This is a genomic window from Selenomonas ruminantium subsp. ruminantium ATCC 12561 (genome assembly GCF_000424065.1).
Classification (GTDB): domain Bacteria; phylum Bacillota; class Negativicutes; order Selenomonadales; family Selenomonadaceae; genus Selenomonas_A; species Selenomonas_A ruminantium.
Map to the genome: position 1 here is coordinate 39191 of NZ_AUJE01000020.1, position 25904 is coordinate 65094.

Sequence of the window (25904 nt, forward strand, 5' to 3'; positions counted from 1 at the left end):
TCATTAGGAGGAAGTATTTTTGAAAACGTTAATTAAAGATGTATATGTGGTTAAGCCGGATGGTACTACGCCGCTTACGAATATCATGCTGGATGGGGATAAAATCGCGGGCATTGGTGAAGTGCCGGAGGATTTTCGTCCGGGCAAGATTATTGACGGCAAGAATCATCTGGCTGTGCCGGGCTTTGTCAATGCCCATACGCATACATCGATGACGCTTCTGCGCAGCTATGCCGATGATATGGCGCTGATGGATTGGCTGGAAAATAAAATCTGGCCCATTGAAGCCAAGATGAATGATGATGATATTTACTGGGGGGCTATGCTGGCTTTGGTCGAAATGGTACGCAGTGGTACCACGACCTTTGCGGATATGTATGGTCCATACATGAACCGTGTGGCAGAAGCAACCATCGATGCAGGTATTCGTGGCGTGCTTTCTCGTGGTATTATCGGCGTAGCTCCGGACAGCGAGAAGAAATTAGCGGAAAATGTGGAACTCTACCATGATTATCATGGTGCCAATAATGGTAAGATTTCTGTAATGTTTGGTCCGCATGCGCCCTATACCTGCCCTCCGGAGTTCCTCAAGAAGGTGGCCAAGGCTGCGCAGGATTTGGGAGCTGGCATCCATATCCATATGCATGAGACGAAGACGGAAGTGGAAGATTCTCTCAAGCAGTATGGCAAGCGTCCTTTTGCCTGGGTGGAGGAAACGGGCATCTTTGATAATGACCATGTACTGGCTGCGCATTGCGTGCACTTGGACGACAATGATATTGACATCATCAAAAAGCATAAGATTGCTGTTGCCCACAATCCGGGCAGTAATATGAAACTGGCCAGCGGTGTGGCTCCTGTGCCCCGCCTGCTCAAAGAAGGTGTTGTGACAGCTTTGGGGACGGATGGTGTGTCCTCCAACAACAATATGGATATGCTCGAAGAAGTGAACCTTGCCGCTATGCTGCATAAGGTCAATGAATATGACCCGCTGGCAATTCCGGCTTTTGAAGCGTTGAAGATGGGGACGGAATACGGTGCCAAGGCTGTGGGGATTGAAGGTTTGGGACGTTTGGAAGCTGGCTGCAAGGCCGATATCACGCTCTGGAATATGAACAGCCCCGCATGGTTCCCGCGGCATAATCTTATTTCCCTGCTGGTCTATGCGGCGAATGCCAGCTCTGTGGATACGGTTATCTGCGGCGGTCAGGTTATTATGGAAAAGAACGAACTGAAAACCCTCGATGAAGAGCGGATTTGCTATGAGGCACAGCGTTGTGCTGAACGCCTCAAAAAGTAATTTGGTTGAGGTGATCCCTTGAATAAGAAGACAGCGGAGCGCAAGACGGCTCCGCGGCGACGTAAGGCTTCCGGCAGGAAAAAAACAACGGTAAATTCTGTCGGCAGCCCGGAACGCAAATATGAACTTTTAGGTCTGCTATTGGTGGCTGTAAGCCTGATTTCCGTCTGCGGCCTTTGCGGGCTGAATGTTGGTTTTGTGGGAGTTTACTTTGCCAAGTGCCTGAACTATATGTTCGGCGTGGGGGCAGTACTTATTTCCCTGCTGATTCTGCTGATTGGCTATCAGTATATCGTCAAGCATCATGGACTGGTGTATTCTCCCCGCTTTTTCGGTTTGGGGCTACTATTTGTATCGGTATTGGCAATTTGGCATCACCTGGTGGTGGAGCCGGGAGCGGAGATTCTTCCGGAAAGCCTGCCACAGGGCGGCGGCCTTTTGGCGGGGGCTTTTTTGCTGATTTTGCGGAAGTTCTTCGGCGTCGATGGCTCGATTATCCTGCTGGGGGCAGGAGTTATTGGTTCCATATTGTTGTCAACCACCTGGTCACTGGCCAATGGCGTGCGGCGCACGCAGCGAACGGCGGCCAAAAGCGCGGTGGTTACAGGCAAGGCAATGGCTGTAGCTTACGAAAAAGTGGCCGATGTCAGTGAGCGTGTAGAGGAAAAAGTCGTAGAAAAAGTCAAAGCTTCCTTTTATAATCAGGAGGAAGATGACCATTTTGCCGAATTGCCGCTGACGGAAGCGGCAGAAAAGCTTACTGCAGAGCCCGTGGCAGAAGAAGTGACAGTAGCAGCAGAACCGGAGGTTCCGGCAGAGGAAGTGCCGAAATTTACGATTGAGTATGGCAGGCAGGAAGATGATATGGTTGAGCCTGCTGGTACGGAGAAGAGTGGGTTTACGTCAACGGTTGACCGTTCAAATGACGTGTCAGCCGTGAATAGTCAGCCGGCGATAAATGTGGACCAGCCTAAACCGGTAGCACCTTCGGCCAAGCCGATGAAGGATGCGGCCAAGCGGACAGCAATGCCCAGTTATGGAGAGATTGCACCAATAAGGCCTGCGGCGGCTATTTTGGATGGTTCAGAACAGACAGTTGAAGCGGCACCGTCGCCTGTTAAGCCCTATGAACTGCCTAAGGTTACGGAAATTCTCAGCAAGCATGTAAAAACGCAAAATTCGGCACTTGAAAAAGAGATTGCCGAAAATGCTATGACCTTGCAGCAGACCTTGGCGGATTTTAAGGTCAAGGCGACAATCTTGAATGCCTGCCACGGCCCAGCGGTTACCCGCTATGAGCTGGAGCCTGCACCGGGGGTGAAGGTCAGCAAGATTACCAATCTTGCCGACGATATTGCCCTGCGTCTGGCGGCTGCGTCCGTGCGTATCGAGCAGATTCCTGGCAAGAGCGCCATCGGTATCGAAGTGCCGAACAAGGAGCTCGAAGGTGTACAGCTCCGCGAAGTTTTGGAAAATGCCAAGTTTGACAAAGCAAAATCTAAACTCACGGTGGGCCTGGGCATGGATATCGGCGGACAGGGCATTTTTGCCGACTTGGGCAAGATGCCGCACCTGTTGGTGGCTGGTGCCACGGGTTCCGGTAAGTCGGTGTGCATTAACACATTGATTACCAGTATTCTCTTTAAGGCCAAGCCGGATGAAGTAAAATTCATCCTCGTTGACCCCAAGATGGTCGAACTGTCCAATTATAACGGCATACCGCATCTAATGGTGCCTGTTGTTACTGATGCCAAGAAAGCGGCTTCGGTGCTCAACTGGTCGGTGCAGGAGATGGAGAAGCGTTACAGCAAGTTTGCGGAGAAAGGTGTCCGCAATATGCAGGGCTATAACGACAATTTCCCTGAGGATAAGATGCCCGCCATCGTCATCATCATTGACGAGCTTGCGGATTTGATGATGGTTGCGCCGCATGATGTAGAAGATGCCATCTGCCGTCTGGCACAGAAGGCGCGTGCGGCAGGCATCCATATGGTGCTGGCTACGCAGCGTCCTTCCGTTGACGTTATCACGGGTATCATCAAGGCCAATGTGCCTTCACGCATTTCCTTTGCGGTATCCAGCCAGATTGACTCGCGTACCATCCTCGACCGCAGCGGTGCCGAAAAACTGCTGGGGCGCGGCGATATGCTGTTCTTCCCGATTGGTGAGTCCAAGCCCCGCCGCGTGCAGGGGGCGTTCATCAGTGATGATGAAGTAGAAAAACTGTTGGACTTCATCCGCGCCCAAGGTCAGGAAATGGAGCCCAACGAGGAAATCGAAGCCTTTACCCAAAAGGAAATGGCCGAAGCGGTAGAGGAAGAAAGCGGCAGCAAGGGCGCGCGCAGTGCGCCTAAGACCGATGCCCTGCTGGCTGATGCGGTCAATCTCGTCATGAGTACGGGGCAGGCTTCGGCATCGAGCATTCAGCGGCGCTTCCATATCGGCTTTACCCGGGCCGGGCGGCTGATTGATACCATGGAAGAGTTAAATATCGTGGGGCCGAATGTCGGCAGCAAACCACGCGAAATATTGATGACCAGTGATGAAGCATTGGAAGTCCTGGCCAATTTGTAAGAGGTGTAAGTTTTTTGCATATTGTTTTAATCGAACCGGAAATTCCCGGTAACACAGGCAACATAGCGCGTCTCTGTGCGGCTACGGGGATTGAGCTTCACTTGGTAAAGCCCTTGGGCTTTTCTACGGACGACAAGCATTTGAAGCGGGCGGGACTTGACTACTGGCACTTGGTGAAGGTGCATTATCATGAGAACTTCAATGAAGTGCTGGAAAAATATCCTGACCATAATTTTTATTATTGTTCCACCAAGGCACCGCATGCCCATACGGAAGTGCAGTATACTTCCGAGGATATGCTGGTGTTTGGCAAGGAGTCGGCGGGGATTCCCGAGGAAATCTTAAATGCACATTGGGAATCCTGCGTACGCATTCCGATGATTGCCGATGCCCGGTCGCTAAATCTCTCCAATGCCGTGGCAGTGGTGGCCTATGAGGCTTTGCGTCAGCTTGACTTTGGCCAGCTGGCAGAAGTGGGCCCCGGGTTGCGTATGTGGAAAAAGTAAGTTAAAGAGGAATGAACTGGAAAGATGATAAATGAAAATTTTATTGAAGCTTGCCGTAAGTTTCTGAAGCCGGAACAGCTGCTCTTAGATGCCCCGATGCGGGAACATACCACCTTTGAAATTGGCGGTCCCGCAGACTGTCTGCTTAAGCCGGCCAGCATGGAGGAAACGCAGCAAATCCTGCGTCTCGTGAAGGAATATGAACTGCCGCTTACCTTTGTGGGCAATGGCTCCAATATGCTGGTCAGCGACAAGGGCATTCGCGGTGTCGTGGTTAATTTTGCCGATACCTTTAATACCATTCAGGTGGAAGGTACGAAAATGACCGTGGGCGCAGGTGCACTCTTGAAAGATATTGCTGAAGCTGCTGCTCAGCACAGTCTCGCTGGCCTGGAATTTGCCTGCGGCATTCCCGGCAGCATTGGCGGTGCCGTCTTTATGAACGCCGGTGCCTACGGCGGGGAGACGAAAAACGTGGTCAAGGCTGTGCGGGCGGTAACCCGTGATGGCGAAGTCAAAACCTATGGTTTGGATGAGTTGGAGCTGGGCTATCGTCACAGCATTTTCCAGACCAATGGCGAGGCTATTGTGGAAGTGGAACTCGAGCTCACGTTGGGAAGTGAAGAAGAAATCCGCGCGAGCATTGCTGATTTCACGCAGCGCCGTGAGAGCAAGCAGCCCTTGGAGATGCCTAGTGCCGGCAGTACGTTCAAGCGGCCGGAAGGGTATTTTGCCGGTACGCTGATCGACCAGACGGGGCTTAAGGGCCTGTCGGTTGGCGGTGCGCAGGTTTCCACCAAGCATGCTGGCTTTGTGGTGAACAAGGGCGGTGCAACTGCTGCGGATGTAATCAATCTCATTCATGAAGTGCAGAAGCGTGTGAAAGAAGCGCATGGCGTAGAGCTGCAGCCGGAAGTTCGTCTGATTGGTGAAAAATAAATAAGCAGGATTTTTCCGCTCCTTTAGGGAATTATATCAATATATTCTTGAAAGGGGCGGATTTTTATGCGGTTAGATTTTTTAGGCGCAGCGCATACGGTTACCGGTTCTTGCTATCTGTTGGAAACGCAGGAACATCAGTATCTCATTGACTGTGGTATGTTTCAGGGAGCGCGGAGAATCCGCGAGCTGAATTATGAGAATTTTCCCTTTAATCCTGTGGGGATTGAGGCGGTAATTCTCACCCATGCTCATGTGGACCATTGCGGTCTGATTCCGAAACTCGTCAAGGATGGCTTCAAGGGCACGGTGTACGCCACGCAGGCTACCTGTGATTTGGCGCAGATTATGCTGCCGGATTCGGCCTTCATTCAGCAGTCTGATGCGGAATCCTTCAACCGCAAAAATCAGCGGCGCGGTGAGGAACCGGTGGAGCCCATCTATTCTCTAGACGATGCAGCAGAGGCACTGAAGCATTTTGTCCCCATGCCCTATGAACAGGAATTTACTTTGGGGGACAATGTAAAGGTCAAGTTTTTCGATGCCGGTCATATCATCGGTTCGGCGATTGTGGATTTGCAGGTGACTGAAGGAGAAAAGACTACGAAACTGGTATTTTCCGGTGACCTGGGTCAGCCCAAACAGCCCATTATCAAAGACCCGACCGTGATTACCGGGGCCGATTTCCTCGTGGTGGAATCCACTTATGGAGACCGGCAGCATAAGCTTTATGACAAGGAAACGAAGCTGCTGGAAATCGTCAATGATACGATGGACAGAGGCGGTAATGTGATTATTCCTTCCTTTGCTGTTGGGCGTACACAAACGTTGCTGTACTATTTCTATAACCTTTGGAAACAGGGAAGGCTCGACGGGGATATCCCCATTATTCTGGACAGTCCATTGGCCATCAACGCCACCCGCATCTTTATGAAGAATTATCAGGACTTTGACGAGGAAGCCATTGAGATGTTTGGTGACAGCGAAAAACTGACGGAATTTCCGCAGTTGCGTATCTGCAAGACGCCGGAAGAATCGCGGGCACTTAATAGTTCCGAAGGTTCGGCAATTATCATTTCGGCATCGGGCATGGCGGATGCCGGGCGCATCCTGCATCATCTGAAACACAATCTCTGGCGGCCGGAATCGACGATTCTCTTTGTGGGCTATCAGGCAGAAGGGAGCCTGGGCCGTCGTTTGGTCGAAGGCATCAAGCGCGTGCGGGTCATGGGCGAGGAAGTGGCAGTTAAGGCACAGATTCAGGTCATGAATGGTTTTTCTGCCCATGCCGATACCGACCAGCTTATGGATTGGATTAGCAATTTCCAGAATCCCAAACCGGCGAAAATCTTTATCGTGCATGGTGAAGCGCAGGGGCAGGAATTCTTGAAGAGCCGGATTCAGAAGGAATATCAGGGCGAAGCCTATATTCCCTTCCGCGGAGATGCCGTAGTTATTCATGGCCGTGCCTGCGATTTGCAGCCGTCCAATATTCCTGCGGTGTCGGTGGAGATGGAAATGGAGGAGCAGCTGGCGATTTTCGATGCGGAATACCGCAATCTGCGGCATAAGGTTCTGCAGTTGGCCGTTCGTCAGCCCAAGACGATGGAGCCGCTTTTAAAAGCGATTACCAAAGGATTCAATTATTTGCGGAAACTCTTTGCGCCGTTTAATATTTAGCTTTGTACAGGACTATGAAAAAAAGATTGACAATATGCGCTGTCTTTGCTACTATACGGATAGTATATTACAATGCAAAATTTTATGGAGCCCCATGAGTTACTCGTGGGGCTCTTTGTGAGTTTTTACAACTTGTTTGAGGTGTAAACATATGTTCCGTTGTCATCTTTTGGTTGTTATGGTTGGTATGCCGGAGATTGCAGTCAGGGCGATGCAGGATGCCAATATACCTGAAAATTGTCAGGTTGAGTTTGAAGTGGCAGCTTCGCTGGCTGATTTGCCGCCGATGGCCGGGCGAAAATGTGCCGCTTTGCTCTTAAATACGGTGGCTGATTGGGAACCTGCGCAGATAGATGCACAGTTTGGACGGGATACGCGATTAGTCATTTGTACGGACAGATTGGATGAACTATCGCCAGACAAAATTGCTCGTGCCTGTCGTGTATGGCCGCTTACGAAGATAGATAATTATTGGCCTTTTTTTTGCGAGCATTTATTGGAAGACCTTTATAAGCAGAAGGAATTGTGGCATACCCGTAACTGCCTGCAGACGATGGTGGATACCATGCCCGGTTTTGTCTGGTTCAAGGACATGGAAGGTCGCCACTTAAAGGTCAATCATGCTTTTTGCGAAATGGTGGGCAAGTCCATGCAGGAGGTTGAAGGCAAGGAGCACTATGAGATTTGGGGCGTAACGCCTGAACAGTATGAGGAAGGCGAATATGTTTGCCTCGAAACGGATAAAGCCATTGCGGACAATCCTAAACCAACGCTGTTTCAGGAGCAGGTATTGCATTCCAAATTGGGGCTTAGGCAGCTGGAAACCTATAAAGCACCGATTTTTGATGAAGATGGCAAGATGATTGGCAATATCGGTGTGGCTAAGGATGTAACCGAGGAGTATGCCTATAAAGAGCGGATTTTGCTTTTATCCCGTACCGATGAATTGACCAAACTGGCTAACCGCCGTTATTTTTATCAGTTTGTGGATATGCATCGCCGTAAGGGCAGTGGTGAGCTTACCTTATGCTATGTGGATTTGGATTACTTCAAGCAGCTCAATGATACCTTCGGTCATCAGTATGGCGATGCGGCTTTGATGGCGATTGGTGAACTATTGACCAGGGCTTTTCCTAAGGATTTTATTGCCCGTTTGGGCGGTGATGAATTCATTGTGGCGATTTTTGCGGTGCCGGAACGGGAAGTATTGGTGGATAAACTGGAAAAATTATATCAGTCCGCCAGAGAATTCTTCCACCATGATATATGCTTCCAGCATTTGGACATGAGTATCGGTGTGGCCTCCACGGAATCGCATGCGGTAAGCTTAGATACGCTGTTGCAGCGCAGTGATAATGCTTTGTATTACACCAAGAAGAATAATCGCGGAAAGTATACTTTTTATGAAGATATTAAAGATAAAATGACTTTTCAGCGGGAATTTCATCAATAAGAACAGGGCTTTGCGGGATAATTTGCAAAAATTACTGCAAGCCCTTTTATTTATAGCTAATTTTGTGCTAAAATAGGAACGTTAAGTTTGTAAATTACAGCAGATTCTCTCTGCTGCAAAATACCTATATGGGGGTAGATTTGATTTGAAGTATATGAGTGGTAACGAACTGCGCGAAGCTTATTTGCAGTTCTTTGCAGAAAAGAAAGGGCATCTTCGCCTGCCGAGTTTCTCGCTGATTCCGCAGGATGACCCGACCCTGCTCCTGATTGGTGCAGGTATGGCGCCGTTGAAGCCGTTCTTCACGGGCAAGATGAAACCGCCCCGCACGCGTGTGACGACCAGTCAGCGCTGCGTGCGTACCGGCGATATCGAAAATGTCGGCCGTACCGCCCGTCATCAGACATTCTTTGAAATGCTGGGCAACTTCTCCTTTGGCGATTACTTCAAGGGCGAAGCTATTCCCTGGGCATGGGAATTCCTGACGGAAGTCGTCGAACTGCCGAAGGACAAACTCTGGGTTACGGTTTATCCGGATGATGATGAAGCCATCGAAATCTGGAAATCCCAGCCGGGCTTCCCGCAGGACCATATCGTCAAGATGGAAGATAACTTCTGGGAAATCGGCCCTGGCCCCTGTGGTCCGGACTCTGAAATCTACATCGACCTGGGCGAAGAACGCGGCTGCGGCTCGCCGGACTGCGCTGTTGGCTGTGACTGCGATAGATACCTCGAAATCTGGAACCTCGTGTTCACGCAGTACGACAAGCAGGAAGATGGTTCCTACAAGAACCTCGCCCATAAGAACATCGATACGGGTTGTGGTCTGGAGCGTCTGGCTTCCGTTGTACAGGAAAAGAAAACCAACTTTGAAACAGATCTCCTGTACCCGATTATCGAATACGCTGCTGGCGTTGCCGGTGTAAAATACGGTGAAGATGCCGAAAAGGATATTTCCCTCAAGGTTATCGCTGACCATGCCCGCTCCATGGCCATCATGATTATGGACGGCATTCTGCCCTCCAACGAAGGTCGTGGCTATGTCCTGCGCCGCATTCTGCGCCGTGCTATCCGTCATGGCCGCATGCTCGGCATCAAGGACAAGTTCCTCGAAGGTGCTGTTAACGCTGCTGTGGAAATCTACCGCGGTGCTAAGGACTTTGAAGAACTCGTCAACAAAGCAGACTACATCAAGAAGGTTATCAGCCTCGAAGAAGACCGTTTCGCTGCTACCCTTAATCAGGGTATGGAACTTCTCGGCGCCGAAATCGAAAAGGTTAAGGCTGCCGGCAAGACGGCGCTCGACGGCGAAGTTACTTTCCGCCTTTACGATACCTTTGGTTTCCCCTGGGAACTGACGGAAGAAATTCTCCATGAAAATGGTTTGGAACTCGATAAGGAAGGCTTTGACAAGGCTATGGACGAGCAGCGCACCCGCGCCCGCAACGCCCGTGCCGAAAACACCCGCGTGGCTGTACCCGACCTGTCCTCCATCGATGTCAGCAAGCTGACGGTCGATGAACAGGCTACGGCAGGCAAGGTTGTCGCTATCTGGCAGGATGGCAAGCTGGTGGACGAAATCACCGACGGCCAGGAAGCTGGTGTAATTCTCACGACGACGCCGTTCTACGCAGAAGGTGGCGGACAGGTTGGTGACGAAGGTATCCTGACCTCTGAATTCGGTCATATCAGCGTCAGCAACGCCAAGAAGCTGCCGGACGGTACGGTTTACCATGTGGCTTATGTCGAAGAAGGTCAGCTTAAAGTTGGCGACGAAGTGCAGATTGCGGTCAATAAGGCACAGAAACTGGCTTCTGCTCGCAACCATACGGCTACGCATCTCTTGCAGGCTGCCCTCAAGAAGGTTGTTGGTGACCAGATCAGTCAGGCTGGTTCCTCCGTTACGCCGGAACGCCTGCGTTTCGACTTCACGAACTTTGAACCGGTGACGGCTCAGCAGCTCGCTGATGTGGAAGAGCTCGTCAATAACGAAATCCTCAAGGGGCAGGATGTGGAAATTTCCCATATGAGCCTCGACGAAGCTAAAGCCGCTGGCGCTATGGCTTTGTTCTCCGAAAAATACGGTGATGTGGTACGCGTGGTCAAGGTTCCCGAATTCTCCATGGAACTTTGCGGCGGCTCCCATGTAGCCAATGTTGGCCAGATTGGCATGTTCAAGATTGTCAGCGAATCTGGTGTAGCTTCCGGCGTACGTCGTATCGAAGCCATCACGGGTAAGGCTGCGCTTGACTATGCCAACGCTAAGATGTCAGTTCTTGCTGACGCTGCTGGCAAGCTCAAGACCAAGGAAGAAGAAGTTCCGGCGCAGATTGAAAAGCTGCAGGGCGAAATGAAGGCTATGCAGAAGCAGCTCGACGAAGTGGCTGCTATGCGTGACAAGGCCGATGCGGCTAAACTCATTGCAGGTCTGCAGGATATTAACGGTGTGAACGTTGTCTGCGGCAAGACCAATGCCGGCAGCATGGACGAACTCCGTGAAGTGGCCGATATGACGAGCTCCAAGCTCGATACGCCGAGCGTTGTGGTTCTGGCCTGCGTGAGTGGCGGCAAGGTAAATCTCGTGGTTAAGGCAACGAAAGAAGCCAATGCCAAGGGCATCCATGCCGGCAAGATCATCAAGGAAGCAGCTGCTGTTGTCGGTGGTGGCGGCGGCGGTCGTCCGGACATGGCTCAGGCTGGCGGTAAGAATGCGGAAGCACTGCCGCAGGCATTTGATAAGGCTGTAGAAGTGATTAAGGCTCAGCTGGGCTAAAATAAAGTAAGTTAGGCTCGATAAGGCCCGGCATAACCTTTGTAAAAAAGTTACGCCGGGCCTTTGGGTAGTCTAATGTTTATCATCCCAAGGGGGGATATAAATGGAAGTAGATGTTACAGAGAAAGCGAAGAATTTTATCCGTTTTGGCTTAATTGGCTTGATTGTGCTCGCAGCTTTGGCGGGCGGCGGTTTATACCTCTATCAGCACAGCAATCGCGGTTTTGTAGTAAGCGATGCGATGGTGGTAGGCACTGAGTCTGTGATTACCGCTAAAGGTGACGGCAAGATTACGGAAGTACTGGTGCAGGACGGTGACTATGTGGAAGAAGGCACTGTGATTGCGCGGGTAGAGTCTAAGATTACGCCGGAAGATATCGCCCAGTTAGAGCAGAATGTGCAGATGGCTCAGCAAAGCTATGCCCAGCTGCAAAAGGGAACAACGGCAGTTACGCAGGCACCGGCAGCGCCAGTAGTGGACAGCGGTGCCCAGCAACGGGCGGCTAATGCTTATGCCCGCATGCAGCGCATGAATGAACTTTTTAGCATGGGCGCCATCAGCGCGGCTAAGCGCGATGAAGCAGCTGCTGCGTATGCGGCTGCACAGGCAGCAGCTAATGCTGCTCCTGCCCCAGCTGCTGCGCCGCAGACCACAGTGATTCCAACGAGTCCTGAGGTGCTGAAGCAGGCAGAATTACAGGTGAAACAGGCAGAGATTGCGCTGGCCAATGCTAAAAACGACCAGCAGGCCACAGAAATTGTGGCAACGGCGAGCGGTGTTATCAGTTTAGCCGAGGGCCTGGCTGCTGATAGTGAACTCAAGAATGAACAGGAAGTGGCCCGCATTCAGGCCAGCAATGATGCCTGGCTGGAAGCTAAGCTCACGGAAAATCAGGCAGCAAAAGTACGTTTGGGTGAGTTTGTCAATTACGAGATTGATGGTCATAAGCTTCAGGGTACAGTGAAGGATATCGCAGCTCCGGAAAATGACGAGTCAGAATCTGACCAGTCAAAATCCTTGACCATTGTCAAAATATCCCTGCCCGCTGATCCGTCCTTTACCATTAAATCGGGGATGAGCGGAAGAATCGAATTCAAAGAATAAAAAGCTGTCAAAACTGCTCTTTTTCCATTGCGGGAAGGGCAGTTTTTCGTTGCGGTTTTGTCCGTTCAGACGTCAATTTTTATAGGAGGTTGTATCAATATGATGAAAAAAAGTCATCTATGGGAAAAATCAAGCTGCAGAATATTAGCTGTAATTTGCTGTTTGCTGGTTATGCTGATGACAGCAGCACAGGCTGCCGAAAAGCAGGATGAAGTCGTTTGGCGGCTCGATGCTAGGCCTGGGTCAGTATTTCCCCGCAGTTTGCGCTTTATGACCGATGAATTTACGCAGTCTTTGCCTTCGGCACCTAGCCGTCAGGGGCTTGATCATTTGCGCTGTTCTGCCAGTGCTGCGTTTTCCGGTTCAGGTCTTTCCTTGATGCAGGATAAAATTCGTACAGTGGCAGGCAGCAATGCGGTTATCTATGTGGTGGATTTACGCAAGGAATCGCATGGCTTTGTTAACGGAGATATTCCCGTAAGCCGTTACACGAAAAAGAATTTAGACAACTACCGGCTTAATTCTGCTGCTGTAATCAAAGCTGAGAAAAAGAAGTTACAGTCTCTCGTAGGAAAGGAAATGATGTTTGTTCCGTTGGGCAAAACAGATACAAAGCTGTTTCCTGCTTGTAAGTCTAAAGTAGAACAGGTGGAAACCGAAGGAGAACTTGCTGCCCGGCTCGGCATGCGCTATAAACGCATACCCCTTACCGACCGGTCTGCACCTGCCGATGAAAATATTGATGATTTTGTGGCATTTTATAAGAGTCTGCCGTCAAATGCCTGGCTGCATTTTCATTGCCATGCCGGACATGGCCGCACGACAACCTTTGCGGTGTTCTATGATATTTTAAGCAATCCGGATGTGGCCTTGGAAGATATTGTGGCACGGCAATATGCTCTGGGAGGAGCGAATCTCTTTGCTCCGGCCAAAAAGGACAATTGGAAGGGCAGGGAAATGCGGAAACGCGCTCAGCAAATACGCAGATTTTATGCCTATGTACAGGCCAATCGCAAAACGCAATACGTGCAAACGTTTTCCCAATGGGTAAAGAAAAATGCACCTGTTGAGGATAAATGTATTCAATAAGATGATATTGTGAAACAAAAAGCTTTGGAAAGTAAAAAAATCATTCCAAGGCTTTTTTTTTGTTTACGCTTATGTTATAATGAATGACATAATTTCACAAACTAAAGGATTAAAGATAAAAAGCATAAGAGGAGGAGAGGGAATTGGTTAATCCAAAACTGCGGGATGAGCAGAATGATATGTTGTTTCAAGCCATCCTGTCGCTGAAGTCGGTGGAGGAGTGCTATCAGTTCTTCGAGGATATCTGTACCATCAGTGAACTCAAGGCATTATCCCAGCGCTTGGCGGTAGCCCGTATGCTGCAGGGGGGGCATATCTACGATGATATTGTGGCCCGCACCGGTGCCAGCACGGCTACCATCAGCCGGGTAAAACGTTGTTTGAACTATGGTGCGGATGGTTATAAGATTGTTCTGGACAGGATACCTGCTGACAAGGCAGACTGATTGATGAATAATGAGGGGAGCAGTGTTCATGGAAAAAGATAGAAGCTTGTTAAAGATTCCCTATGGAACCCGGGATTTTCTGCCGGCAGAAGCAGCTGGCAAGCGGGTGGTAGAAACACGCCTGGCTGAGCTATTTGCCCAATGGGGGTATGAGGAAGTGGTCACGCCTTCGCTTGAATATCTGGACACATTGAGTTTGGGCGGTAATCGCGGCATTGGCAACCATCTGTTTAAGCTCTTTGACAAGGAAAATAAAACCGTGGCGCTGCGTCATGAAATGACGACTCCCATTGCCCGTCTGGTAAGCACCAGACTGCAGGATAGTCCCCTGCCGTTGAAACTTTCCTATATCAGCAGTGTTTTTCGCTATGAACAGGCACAGGCTGGCCGGCAGTGTGAATTCTACCAGGCTGGTGTGGAACTCATGGGACCCGGCAGTCCGGCTACGGATGCTGAGGTAGTAGCCTTGGCTGTATCAGGGCTTTTGCGTTCCGGGCTGACGGAATTTACGGTTTGCTTGGGACAGGTGGAATTCTTAAACGGCATTCTCAATCAGTACCGCCTGAGTGAGCAGGAACAGGCCGATTTGAAAGCGGCTATGGAACGCCGCAATCTGGTGGAATTAAATCAGCTGGTGGAACAGCTGAGCTTGCCGGAAAATGCCAAGCAGGTATTAAAGAAACTGCCGCTCTTGAATGGCGGAGAAGAACTTCTAAAGAGCGCATATGATATCGCCCTTAATGAACAGAGCCGCCGGGCGCTGGATAATCTGGCGGAAATTTATCGTTTGCTGAAAGCCTATAAGGTAGAACAGTATGTGCGCTTTGATTTGGGCATCATCCGTGATTTCAGCTATTATACCGGCATGGTCTTTGAGGTTTATGCGCCAGGGTTGGGGTATCCGCTTTGCGGCGGCGGCCGTTATGACCATCTGCTCGCGGACTTTGGTACAGCCTGCCCAGCAACGGGCTTTGCGTTAGGCATTGAGCGTATCTTGCTCGCCATTGAGCGGCAGAAACTGCCCATGCACAGCCTGCCCAGAGATGTGTATGTGGGCTATGCTGCCGGTAAAGAAACAGAAGCGATTGAGAAGGCGGCGCAGCTGCGTGAGCAGGGTAAGTCCGTGGAACTGGCAGTCAATAGCCAGACGGAAACCGCCGCTAAGGAAAGTCAGCAGCAGAAAAATTATGCGGCTTTCGTGTATATATCATGATTCAGCGTGTTAAACAATTTTGCCTAGCGGTGACCGCCCAAATTACGCCCGCGGACAGACAGTGGGTGGCAGAAAGCCTGCCGCCTGCCGCGCAAGAACTTTTTTATGCTATGCATCCGGCTGACCAGTACCATGCGTTAAATGTAGCCAGGACGGCTATGGAACTGTGGGAAAAACAGCAGACAGGCGATAGAGACTTACTATTGCGGGCGGCGCTTCTGCATGATATTGGCAAGAAGCGGGGAGATATGGACATCATGGGGAAGGTTTGGGCCGTTCTTCTGAAACATTTTTTCCCTGTCAAGGCACAAGAGCTGGGCAAAGTGGATAATGGCTGGCTGAGTCATATTATGTATATAAGTTATCAGCATCCTGTAATCGGTGCGGCAAAACTGGAAAAAATCGGCATGACTGCTGAAGCGGCGATTATTCGCTGTCATCATCGAAAAAAAATGGAGAATGACCCGCCGGAACTGGCTCTTTTGCAGGTGGCGGATGAACTGAACTGACAATTGACTTTTGACATGTCAAATTGACCGGTCAAGCTGATATGTCAATTATATGAATCGAATTGGAGGCCTGTGCATGAAGTCTGAAATGGAATATCTTACCATAGCGCTGCCCAAGGGCAAGCTCTTTGGCCTGTCGGCCAGGTTGCTGGAAAAAATCGGTTATACCGCCGAAGGCTTATCGGATAAATCCCGCAAGCTGATTATCAGCAATGAAGAAAAGAAAATTCGCTTTATCGTATCTAAGACCGCTGATGTGCCCACCTATGTGGAATATGGGGCGGCAGATATCGGCGTGATTGGCAAGGATGTACTGCTCGAAACCGAAAAAGACGTCTATGAACTTCTCGACATGGGCTTTGGCAAATGCCACTTGATGATGGCCGTGCCCAAGGCCGAGAAACGGGCTAAACTTATGGATTACAACCATACCCGGGTGGCGACGAAATTCCCGCATATTGCCGAGAAATTCTTCCGCCAGCAGGGCATGCAGATGGAGTACATCAAGCTCAATGGTTCTATTGAATTGGGGCCGATTGTGGGGCTTTCCGAGAGCATTGTGGATATTGTCGAAACCGGCACGACCTTGCGGGAAAATGATTTGGAGGAAATCGTCTCGATTCAGGAAGCCACGGCACGGTTAATTGCCAATCGGGTGAGCTTTAAGTTGAAGTTTGACCGGATTCATAGTCTGGTGGAAGATTTGCGGAAGGTCTTAGAAGCGGAGGCGGCACAATGAAGATAGTCAAGGCAAGTGAATTAGGCGAAGCAGCCATCAATAAATTGTTACAGAAACCTGCTTTTGATGAGGTGGAACTGAGCCCGAAAATCCGGGAAGCCAACAAGGCAACCTTTGGCAAGGATATGACGGCGGCAGAACTCGTGGCACAGATTGTGCGCGATGTGCGCTTTGAAGGCGATAAGGCTGTTCTGCGCTATACGAAACTCATTGATAAAGTGGACTGTGCTATCGAGGATTTGCTGGTGACGGAGGAAGAATTTGCCGCAGCCGAAAAACAGGCTGACCCGCAGGTGGTTGCATCCTTGAAGAAAGCGGCGGAAAATGTGCGTCGTTACCATGAGGAACAGAAGCCCAATTCCTGGATGACTTATCGGGAACATGGTTCTCTTTTGGGCCAATCATTGATTCCGTTAGATAGAGTAGGTATTTATGTGCCCGGTGGCACGGCAGCTTATCCGTCCTCCGTTATTATGAACGCTATGCCGGCAGTTGTCGCTGGCGTGGGCGAAATCGTCATGATGGTGCCGCCGAAAAATGGCGCCATCAATCCCTATGTGCTGATTGCGGCAAGACTCGCAGGCGTAAAGAAAATCTATAAAATCGGCGGTGCGCAGGCGATAGCTGCGTTGGCCTTTGGCACGGAAACCATTCCGCGCGTGGATAAGATTACCGGCCCAGGCAATATCTTTGTGACCCTGGCGAAAAAAGAAGTCTATGGTCATGTGGACATTGATATGCTGGCCGGCCCCAGCGAAATCCTGATTGTGGCGGACGACAGCGCTGACCCTGTTTATACGGCAGCCGATATGCTGAGTCAGGCTGAACATGACCCCTTGGCTTCAAGTATCGTGATTACCGATAGTGAAAAGCTGGCTCGGCAGGTGGCTATTGAAGCGGAAAATCAGCTGCAAAAACTGCCGCGTCAGGAAATTGCCCGCGCATCCATCGAGCGCAATGGCCTGATTGTCATTGCAGACGATATGATGCAAGCGCTAAGATTTGCCAACACTTCAGCGCCGGAGCATCTGGAACTTTTGACCCGTGAGCCCTTCCAGCTGCTGCCCTATGTGCACCATGCAGGCGCCGTGTTCTTGGGCGCATACTCGCCGGAACCGTTGGGTGATTATTTTGCGGGGCCGAACCATGTACTGCCTACCGGTGGCACTGCTCGTTACTACAGCGTGCTGAACGTGGAAACGTTTATGAAGCGCACGAGCCTGATTTCCTATACGCAGCCTGCTTTGGAAGCAGTCAGTGAGGATATTATCCGTCTGGCAGAAACAGAAGGCCTGCAGGCTCATGCTAATGCCATTCGTTTGAGGAGGAACTCTTGATGTTAAAATACCGTACTGGTTTGAAAGATATGCCGTCCTATGATGTGGTGGAACGGGATTGGCAGATAAAAGTAAATGCCAATGAATGCAATATGAATCTGCCGCCCATGGTTGAAGACCGCGTGATGGGCCGTCTTTCCCGTGTGGCCTTTAATCGTTATCCCAACGAGGAATACGATTATCTCTGTGAACAGATTGCCGATAATCACAATTTACAGAAGAAAAATGTTTTGCTCGGCAATGGTTCCAGCGAAATCATTGAAAAACTCTTTTTCTGCTTTGGCGGTACCAAAGCAAAGAAAATCATTTATCCTGTACCGTCTTTTTCTATGTATGGCATTTACGCCAAGGCTGCACAGGCACAGGGAATTGCGGTAGAGTTAAATGAAGATTATACGCTGGATAAGGAAAAGTTTGTTCAGACGGTCAACGAAGAAAAGGCCGGATTAGCGGTTATCTGCAATCCGAATAACCCCACGGGGACAGCTTATGCTTTGGCAGATATCGAATATATTGCGGCCAACATCCATAGCAATTGCGCCCTGCTGATTGATGAAGCCTATATAGAATTTTACGGTCAGACGGCAGTGGGGCTGCTGGCAAAATACCCGAATCTGATTGTGGCAAGGACATTCTCCAAAGCATATGGCCTGGCATCTGCCCGCGTGGGGTATATGTTGGCTGCCAAGGAAATTGTGGAAATGATTGGTAAGTCCTATATGCCTTATCATATGAATGTATTGTCCTTGGTTACGGCCGATATTGTCTATCAGATGCGCCATGAATATGTGCCCCGCATTCAGATGATGATTGCCGAACGCAAGCGCATGACAACCCTTTTGGACAAACTGCCCGGCGTGACGGTTTATCCTTCGGAAACGAATTTTATTCTGATTAAATATGCCAAAGCAGATGAATTAAACAAGTATCTGGAAGAAAAAGGCATCGGCGTGCGCAGCTTTGGCAAGGCGCCAAGACTGGAAAACTGCCTGCGCATTTCTATGGGCCTGCGGGAAGAAAACGATATTTGGTATAACGAAATGAAAGCCTTTGTGGAGGGACGGGCATGAACAGAGTCGCTGCAGTAAACAGGGAAACTGCCGAAACGAAAATCGCTTTGCAATTAAATCTTGATGGCACAGGCAAAAGTGTGATTGATTCCGGTATTGGCTTTTTTGACCATATGCTGAATCTCATGACTGTGCATGGACAGCTGGATTTGGATTTACGCTGTGATGGTGATTTGGAAGTGGACGGCCATCACAGTGTGGAAGATATCGGTATAGCTTTAGGCGATGCTTTTAAGGAAGCTATTGGTGATAAAAAAGGGATTTGCCGTTATGGTACCTTTTATCTGCCGATGGATGAATCGCTGGCCTTTGTCACGCTCGATATCAGCGGGCGGCCGTTTCTCGTCTATGATGGCGGCGAAATGGCTCCCATGGTGGGCGGTTTTGATACGGAACTCACTGAGGAATTTTTGCGGGCATTTGCTATGCACGCCGGAATTACCCTCCATGTAAAAGTCCTTTATGGCACGAATACCCATCATAAGATTGAAGCGATTTTCAAGGCTTTGGGTCATGTACTGCGGATTGCAGTAAGTCAGGACCCAAAGGTTACAGGTGTTCCATCGACCAAAGGTATGCTCTAAGGAGGCAGGTACATGATTGCAATAATTGACTATGGTGTGGGCAATTTATTCAGCGTGGAAAAAGCCTTTTCTGCTTTAGGAGCAGAGGCCAAGATTACCAATAATCCTTCGGAAATCAAAGCTGCGGAAAAACTGGTTCTGCCTGGCGTGGGTGCCTTTGGTGACTGTATGAAGAATTTGGAAGAAAGTGGTTTGATTCCACTGCTCAAAGCGGAAGTGGCAGCAGGTAAGCCGCTTTTGGGGATTTGTGTAGGTCTGCAGATTCTCTTTGATGGCAGTGAAGAATCATCGGAATCAAGAGGTTTGGGATTTATACCCGGTCAGGTGAAAAAGATTCAGGCCGAAGGCTTGAAGGTTCCCCATATGGGATGGAACAGGCTGCATATTGCTGAGCCGCGAAAAGGGCAGGACTTATTTGCGGGGCTGGAGCAGGATAAGGAATATGTGTATTTTGTGCATAGTTTCCATGCAGTTCCTGCGGACAAAAATGTAATAACTGCTACGACAAATTATGGTGGGGAAGTTACGGCAGCGGTGCAATGTGGTAACATCTTTGCGGCGCAGTTCCATCCGGAAAAATCTGGAGACGTTGGTTTGCATATAATTGATAATTTCTGCAAACTAAGTTAGTGCGTTGTTCTGTACTTTTCTTTGGCGCAAAGAAAAGTACCAAAAGAAAACAGCGGACTGAAATCACATCACGTGATTTACGTCCGCGAGCGCTCATCCTTGAGCGCTGGGCTGGTGTTGGGGGAGGATGTTTATGATAATATTTCCGGCGATTGATATTCGGGGCGGTAAATGTGTTCGCTTGCTGAAAGGTGACTTTAATCAGGAAACGGTGTTTTCGGATAGTCCAGCGGATATGGCTCGTAAGTGGCAGGCGCAGGGAGCGGAGTATTTGCATCTTGTGGATTTAGATGGGGCATTGGCTGGTTCTTCGCAGAATTTGGCGGCTATTGAAGAAATATTGAAAGCTGTGGATATTCCTACCGAACTTGGTGGCGGTATTCGCAGTATGGAGCAGATTGATAAGCTGCTGGCGATGGGAATAACCCGCGTTATTCTCGGGTCAGTTGCCGTCAAAAATCCGGACTTGGTACGCGAGGCCTGCACCAAATATGGCGAACGTATTGTCGTAGGTATTGATGCCAAAGATGGGATTGTGGCTGTGGAAGGCTGGGGGGAATCTGGCAATATCGGTGTGGTTGAACTGGCCAAAAAAATGAAAGATGCTGGCGTTAAAACCATTATCTATACGGATATTTCCCGTGATGGGACGTTAAGTGGTGTAAATGTCGAAGCTACGGTTAAACTGGCACAGGAAAGCGGCGTAAAAATTGTTGCGTCCGGTGGAGTGAAATCTCTTGAGGATATAAACGCATTGAAAAAGCAGGAAGCTGTTGGCATTGAAGGTGTGATTGCAGGAAAATCCATTTACATGGGAAAATTGGATTTAGCTGCTGCGATAAAAATTGCCAAAGCTTGAAGATTTTTCGGAAAATTTTTCAAAAAAAACTTGCCAAATATATTTTTATTGTCTAAAATAGAAATATAAAATTTTTTCAATAGAGGAGAAATGAAAAATGGCAAGAAAAGCAAATTACGAAGAAAAGATCAGTGGCATCGAAGCAAAAATTGCTAAGAAGCAGGAAGAACTGAAATCCCTGAAGGCACAGCTGAACGAAATCAAAGCAAAGAAAGCTCAGGATGATTACAAAGAACTGACGGAATACATGCAGAATAACAATCTGTCTGCTTCTGACGTTCTCGCCAGCATCAAAGGTTAATTCAGATGCCCAATAAAAAAGGAACCATTCTGCTCATGCATGATGGTTCCTTTTTTATTTACAAATCTTCGTGTACTTCTGTAAAGTAGATAACGGTTACGGTATCTTCCATAAGAATACGGCGTTTGTAGATTTTTTCAAAATCTGCGACCAGTTCCTCCTGGGAATTTATTTCGGGATTCTGATGACCTAAATCGCTGGAAGTAAGCGTGCCCATGGTTTTTACCCTTACTTTGTCCAAATATGCCGGATAAAGCTTGTGCTTTGGTTCACCTTTAACCCCTGTGGTAATCCAAACGATGGAACCCTCGGGATAAAGCTGGCTAACATCCCCTAAGCGCACAGTGCAGTTTTTCGTGCGTTCCATCAGCATTTTCTTATGCTTGGCGGCTTGAAAATTCAAGGCCATCATAAAGCAACATCTCCTATCTGTATATGAGTAATAACAACTTGTATTTTATTATAGCATAAAACATAAACCATTGATAGAGTTTCTGTGTAAAGTTGTATAGAAGGATTTTTCCTTCTCCCTAACGAAATAAACTAATCAAATGCGAATTTTGAGGGGGCAATAGTATGGATAAGCAGCGTTTGCGGGATTTTTTAGTAGAAAAAACAGGGCAGTGCAAAATTTTGGTCGTTGGGGATATCATGCTGGATAAATATTATTATGGGGAAGTTACCCGTATATCCGGTGAAGCTCCTGTGCCCATCACAAGAGTAGAGTCCTCGTCGGAAAAATTAGGCGGTGGTGCCAATATTGCCTACAGTTTGGCGGTGTTGGGCTGCAAGGTCAGTATTGCCGGCTTTGTGGGGAAGGATTCTCATTGTGAAAGTTTGGTGGAGAAGTTTAACCACTATGGGATTGATGCCAGCGGACTTATCTATACCGACCGGCCGACAACAACCAAGGTACGCATAATGAGTGGCAATCAGCAGATGTTTCGGCTGGATTTTGAGGCAAAGCAGGATATTGAGCTGCAGGATATGGCGCGTTTTGAGCAGTATATCGGCGAAAAGCTCAGTGAAAGCCTGGACTGTGTGATTGTTTCTGACCATGCCAATGGTGCCTGCACCGATGCTTCCTGCAGCTGGATTATTGAAAGATGTCACAATCATGGTGTACCTGTAGTGGTGGATATGAGCGCTGCTTCCTGGGGAAATTACCGCAATGCGGATTATGTAGTGGCAAATCTTAAACGGATTAACAAGGAGCTTTTGCAACCTATAGAAAATGAGCGAGCTGCTGTGGAAAAAGCCTGCCATTATCTCATGCGCAAGTTCCATATCAAAAATATTATTGCTACTCGTTCACAGAAGGGGCTGGCCTTGGTTCGGGAAAATGAAACGGTACATATTTCCACTGTAGCGCAGGAACTCTTTGATGTGTTGGGGGCTACCGATGCGGTGACAGCGGTATATGGTATGGCTCTGGCGGGTGGCTTGCCACCAGCGCTGGGAGCTTATCTGGCCAATTTGGCTGCCAGCCGGGTTGTGGCTCGTTTGGGTACTTATGCGGTTACGCGTGAGGAACTTGAGGGGATGCTTGCTCAGTGATATAATATATTGGTGATAATAAATTGCAGTAGGAGTGATTTTGTGAAGATAAATGACCATATTCATGGATTTAAGGTAATAAATCGCAGTGAGAGCAAGGAGACCAGCTCCGTTGCCTGGACTTTTGAGCATGAAAAGAGCGGTGCCCGCCTTTTCTTCCTGCAGAATGATGACGACAATAAGGTGTTTTCCATCAGCTTCCGCACGCCGCCTTTTGACGATACCGGTGTAGCGCATATCGTGGAGCATTCTACGCTCTGCGGCAGCCGCAAGTATCCTTTGAAGGAACCGTTTGTGGAACTGGTGAAAGGTTCCTTAAATACGTTCCTCAATGCCATGACCTATCCCGATAAGACTATGTATCCTGTGGCGAGCCGCAACGACAAGGACTTCCAGAATCTTATGGATGTATATCTTGATGCGGTATTCTATCCGGCCATGCTGGAAAATCCGCAGATTCTGATGCAGGAAGGCTGGCATTATGAGATTGACAGCGCCGATGCGCCGCTGACTTATAGTGGTGTAGTTTATAATGAAATGAAGGGTGCGCTGTCGGCTCCGGATGATTTACTCGAAAGCCGCATTATGGCTGCGCTCTACCCGGATACGACCTATGGCTATGAATCCGGCGGTGACCCGGAGGCCATTCCGCAGCTCACTTATGAGATGTTCAAGAACTTCCATCAGCGCTACTATCATCCGAGCAACAGCTATATCTATCTCTATGGCGATATGGATATTGAAGAAAAGCTGGCTTATTTGGACAAAGAATATCTGTCGGCTTTTGACCGCATTGCTATTGATTCCCATATTGAAAAGCAGACGGCTTTTACCGGCTTGCAGCGTCAGGCGTTGAAGTATCCGGCCAGCCCGGATGAGGATACGGCGGAAAAGACCTTTCTGTCCTTGAACTGGGTAACGGGCGAGTCCTTGAATCCCGTGGATATGATGGGCTTGGAAATTCTGGAACATGCCCTCTTGCGGACGCCGGCAGCTCCCTTGCGCAAAGCCCTGATTGATGCACAGCTGGGCAAGGATGTGGATTCTTCCTTTGAAGATGATATGTTGCAGCCGTTCTTCAGCATCATCATCAGCAATTCGGAAAAAGACCGTGTAGATAAGTTCTATGCAATCGTGCAGGAAACCTTACAGCAGTTAGCCGATAAGGGCATTGACCGTACCTTGCTGGAAGCGTCCATCAACTTGCTCGAATTCCGTCTGCGTGAATCGGATTTTGGCTCTGCACCTAAGGGGCTTATCTATGGTATTCGCGTGATGAAGACCTGGCTCTATGACGGCCAGCCGGAAACGTGCCTGGCTTATGAGCCGCTGATTAAGGCCATGAAAGATGGCCTTGATAATGGCTATTTTGAAGAACTGATTCGCCGCTACTTCCTGAACAATAAGCATGCCGCACTGATTACCATGGAACCCTCCAAGACCATGGGAACTGAACGCGAAAAGGCGCAGGCCGAGGCCTTGGCTGCCTGCAAGGCTAAGCTGAGCGAAAAGGAAATTCAGCAGCTTATTGCTGACAACAAGGCGCTCAAAGAGCGTCAGCAGAGTGAAGATACGGAAGAAGCCTTAAAGACGATTCCGCTTCTGAAGCTCAGCGATATCCGCCGCAAGGCTTATGACTTGCCGTTAGAGGAAAAGGACTTGGCAGGGACAAAAGTGTTGTTCAGCGATGTAGAAACCAGCGGCATTACCTATCTGAGCCTGCTCTTTGATGCGCAGACGGTACCGCAGGAAGATATTCCTTATGCGTTCCTGTTGAGTGAACTTATCGGCAATGTGGATACGGAAACGAGCACTTATGGAGAACTGGCCAACCGCAAGAACCTGCATACCGGCGGTATTTCCTATGATATTGTGACCTATACGAAGCAAAATGAGCCGGATTCCTCAACGCCGAAGTTCAAGGTCAAGGCAAAGGTCCTGCGGGAAAAACTGCCGCAGCTGCTGGAACTCTTGCAGGAAATCCTGATGACCAGCAAATTCAGCGATGAAAAACGTATGCGGGAGCTGTTGGAACAGGAACAGGCCACGATTGAACTCAATCTGCAGCGCAGTGCCCATCAGGTGGTCAGTGCTCGCTTGGCGGGGTATCTCATGCCATCTGGTCGTTACGCTGATGAAGGAGGCCTGCCGTTCTATCCCTTTATCAAGGGACTGTTGGCAGAGTTCCCGAAGAACTTGCCCGTTATCAGTGCCAAACTCAGCGAACTGGCGAAGAAAATCTTTAACCAGCACAATCTGATTGTCAGCGTTACGGATAATGATAAGTTCTATGCTGAGTTTGCTGGCGAGTTTGGTAAATTCCAGGAAAAACTGGGCAAGGAAATCTATCCTGCACAGGAATACCATTGGGATTTGCAGGCCCGCAATGAAGGTCTGACATCTTCCAGCCGTGTGCAGTATGTGGGGAAAGGTGCCAACTTCCTGAAGCTTGGCTATGGGTTCACCGGCACCATGCACGTTTTGGAAACCATTTTGCGCTATGACTACTTCTGGACGAAAATCCGCGTGCAGGGTGGTGCCTATGGTGCATTTACCAGCTTTAATCGCAACGGCATGATGTACTTTGGCTCCTATCGTGACCCGAATCTTACGGAAACACTGGATGTGTTTGATGGAACGGCGGATTATCTGGCGGGCTTTGACGCATCGGAGCGTGAGATGGATAAGTACATCATCGGCACGATGAGCAATATTGATACGCCGCTGACGCCGCAGATGAAAGGCAGTGCAGCCGCTACCTGCTGGCTGAGGGGCATTACTTTAGCTGACCGTCAGCAGGCAAGAGATGAAATCCTCGATACCCGACAGGCAGATGTGCGGAAACTGGCGCCGCTGGTCAAGGCCTGCATGGAAGAAGATGTGCTCTGTGTGTTTGGGGGACAGGAGAAGATTAACGAACATAAAGAGGTGTTTGGGGAGATTCATCCGGCACTTTAAGCGGTGTTCTTGTATACATCCATAAATTAAGACGCCCGGCGGCTGCTAATGCTTTTCCTCTGCTTAGACAGGCTTGTCAAACGCGACGGAAAAGCATTAGCAGCCGCCGGACTGTTTTCGTGGGTTTAGTATCGTTATAACTGAAAATATATGCTAAGGCGCGCGGGAGCAGATAATATTTTTTCTTCGCTTAGACAGGCTTGTCAAACGCTGCGAAAAAAAATATCTGCTCCCGCGCTTGATGCATTATTATAGAAATTACTTAGATTCGTATTGAAAAAT

The 25904-nt window shown here is 49.2% G+C and carries 22 protein-coding genes; 21 read left to right on the plus strand and 1 reads right to left on the minus strand.

What is annotated here, in order from left to right:
• The first annotated feature begins 19 nt into the window (after positions 1 to 19).
• The 19 genes from G598_RS0109100 (at position 20) to G598_RS0109190 (ending at position 21107) form a co-directional block, all read left to right on the plus strand.
• A complete protein-coding gene (locus tag G598_RS0109100; protein WP_026766708.1) occupies positions 20 to 1300 on the plus strand; it encodes an amidohydrolase in 1281 nt (426 codons plus the stop codon).
• A gap of 18 nt (positions 1301 to 1318) precedes the next feature.
• Positions 1319 to 3874 (plus strand): FtsK/SpoIIIE family DNA translocase, encoded by a 2556-nt coding sequence (locus tag G598_RS0109105; RefSeq protein WP_026766709.1) that lies wholly within the window; start codon positions 1319 to 1321, stop codon positions 3872 to 3874.
• A gap of 14 nt (positions 3875 to 3888) precedes the next feature.
• Positions 3889 to 4380, plus strand: coding sequence for a tRNA (uridine(34)/cytosine(34)/5-carboxymethylaminomethyluridine(34)-2'-O)-methyltransferase TrmL (gene trmL / locus G598_RS0109110; RefSeq protein ID WP_026766710.1), 492 nt, complete (start codon positions 3889 to 3891; stop codon positions 4378 to 4380).
• A gap of 24 nt (positions 4381 to 4404) precedes the next feature.
• A complete protein-coding gene (gene murB, locus G598_RS0109115; RefSeq protein ID WP_026766711.1) occupies positions 4405 to 5319 on the plus strand; it encodes a UDP-N-acetylmuramate dehydrogenase in 915 nt (304 codons plus the stop codon).
• Between the two features lie 66 nt (positions 5320 to 5385).
• Positions 5386 to 6999 carry an MBL fold metallo-hydrolase RNA specificity domain-containing protein gene (locus G598_RS0109120; protein ID WP_026766712.1) on the plus strand — a complete coding sequence of 538 codons (1614 nt, stop codon included), beginning with the start codon at positions 5386 to 5388 and terminating at the stop codon, positions 6997 to 6999.
• A gap of 151 nt (positions 7000 to 7150) precedes the next feature.
• A complete protein-coding gene (locus G598_RS17545; RefSeq protein ID WP_037363759.1) occupies positions 7151 to 8452 on the plus strand; it encodes a sensor domain-containing diguanylate cyclase in 1302 nt (433 codons plus the stop codon).
• Positions 8453 to 8606: 154 nt separating this feature from the next.
• Entirely contained in the window at positions 8607 to 11225 is a 2619-nt protein-coding gene (alaS, locus tag G598_RS0109130) for an alanine--tRNA ligase (RefSeq protein WP_211221542.1), read from the plus strand.
• Between the two features lie 103 nt (positions 11226 to 11328).
• Entirely contained in the window at positions 11329 to 12330 is a 1002-nt protein-coding gene (locus G598_RS0109135; protein WP_026766714.1) for an HlyD family secretion protein, read from the plus strand.
• A gap of 99 nt (positions 12331 to 12429) precedes the next feature.
• Entirely contained in the window at positions 12430 to 13419 is a 990-nt protein-coding gene (locus G598_RS17550) for a phosphatase domain-containing putative toxin (protein WP_051180133.1), read from the plus strand.
• 143 nt (positions 13420 to 13562) lie between these two features.
• Complete coding sequence (locus tag G598_RS0109145; protein ID WP_026766715.1) at positions 13563 to 13865, plus strand: YerC/YecD family TrpR-related protein; 303 nt, start codon at positions 13563 to 13565, stop codon at positions 13863 to 13865.
• Between the two features lie 28 nt (positions 13866 to 13893).
• The gene (gene hisZ / locus G598_RS0109150; protein ID WP_026766716.1) at positions 13894 to 15078 is read left to right on the plus strand and encodes an ATP phosphoribosyltransferase regulatory subunit; all 1185 of its coding nucleotides are present in this window, start codon (positions 13894 to 13896) and stop codon (positions 15076 to 15078) included.
• Positions 15075 to 15587 (plus strand): HD domain-containing protein, encoded by a 513-nt coding sequence (locus tag G598_RS0109155; RefSeq protein ID WP_026766717.1) that lies wholly within the window; start codon positions 15075 to 15077, stop codon positions 15585 to 15587. The genes hisZ and G598_RS0109155 overlap by 4 nt, the downstream gene beginning before the upstream one ends.
• Before the next feature lie 76 nt (positions 15588 to 15663).
• Complete coding sequence (hisG, locus tag G598_RS0109160; protein WP_026766718.1) at positions 15664 to 16326, plus strand: ATP phosphoribosyltransferase; 663 nt, start codon at positions 15664 to 15666, stop codon at positions 16324 to 16326.
• A complete protein-coding gene (hisD, locus tag G598_RS0109165; RefSeq protein ID WP_026766719.1) occupies positions 16323 to 17663 on the plus strand; it encodes a histidinol dehydrogenase in 1341 nt (446 codons plus the stop codon). The genes hisG and hisD overlap by 4 nt, the downstream gene beginning before the upstream one ends.
• Positions 17663 to 18733, plus strand: coding sequence for a histidinol-phosphate transaminase (hisC, locus tag G598_RS0109170; protein WP_026766720.1), 1071 nt, complete (start codon positions 17663 to 17665; stop codon positions 18731 to 18733). Before hisD ends, hisC begins: the two co-directional genes overlap by 1 nt.
• The gene (gene hisB / locus G598_RS0109175; RefSeq protein WP_026766721.1) at positions 18730 to 19317 is read left to right on the plus strand and encodes an imidazoleglycerol-phosphate dehydratase HisB; all 588 of its coding nucleotides are present in this window, start codon (positions 18730 to 18732) and stop codon (positions 19315 to 19317) included. Before hisC ends, hisB begins: the two co-directional genes overlap by 4 nt.
• A gap of 12 nt (positions 19318 to 19329) precedes the next feature.
• Entirely contained in the window at positions 19330 to 19947 is a 618-nt protein-coding gene (gene hisH / locus G598_RS0109180) for an imidazole glycerol phosphate synthase subunit HisH (protein WP_026766722.1), read from the plus strand.
• A 133-nt stretch (positions 19948 to 20080) separates the two neighbouring features.
• Positions 20081 to 20806 carry a 1-(5-phosphoribosyl)-5-[(5-phosphoribosylamino)methylideneamino]imidazole-4-carboxamide isomerase gene (gene hisA / locus G598_RS0109185; RefSeq protein ID WP_026766723.1) on the plus strand — a complete coding sequence of 242 codons (726 nt, stop codon included), beginning with the start codon at positions 20081 to 20083 and terminating at the stop codon, positions 20804 to 20806.
• A 97-nt stretch (positions 20807 to 20903) separates the two neighbouring features.
• Entirely contained in the window at positions 20904 to 21107 is a 204-nt protein-coding gene (locus tag G598_RS0109190) for a protein kinase (protein ID WP_026766724.1), read from the plus strand.
• A 58-nt stretch (positions 21108 to 21165) separates the two neighbouring features.
• On the opposite strand, the gene G598_RS0109195 is transcribed toward G598_RS0109190, so the two are convergent.
• Complete coding sequence (locus tag G598_RS0109195; protein WP_026766725.1) at positions 21166 to 21519, minus strand: ASCH domain-containing protein; 354 nt, start codon at positions 21517 to 21519, stop codon at positions 21166 to 21168.
• A 164-nt stretch (positions 21520 to 21683) separates the two neighbouring features.
• On the opposite strand from G598_RS0109195, the gene G598_RS0109200 reads away from it, so the two are divergent.
• Both G598_RS0109200 and G598_RS0109205 read left to right on the plus strand, forming a co-directional pair.
• Positions 21684 to 22664: a bifunctional heptose 7-phosphate kinase/heptose 1-phosphate adenyltransferase gene (locus G598_RS0109200; protein WP_026766726.1), complete on the plus strand. Its 981-nt coding sequence runs from the start codon at positions 21684 to 21686 to the stop codon at positions 22662 to 22664.
• 42 nt (positions 22665 to 22706) lie between these two features.
• Positions 22707 to 25622: an insulinase family protein gene (locus G598_RS0109205; protein WP_026766727.1), complete on the plus strand. Its 2916-nt coding sequence runs from the start codon at positions 22707 to 22709 to the stop codon at positions 25620 to 25622.
• Positions 25623 to 25904 lie beyond the last annotated feature (282 nt).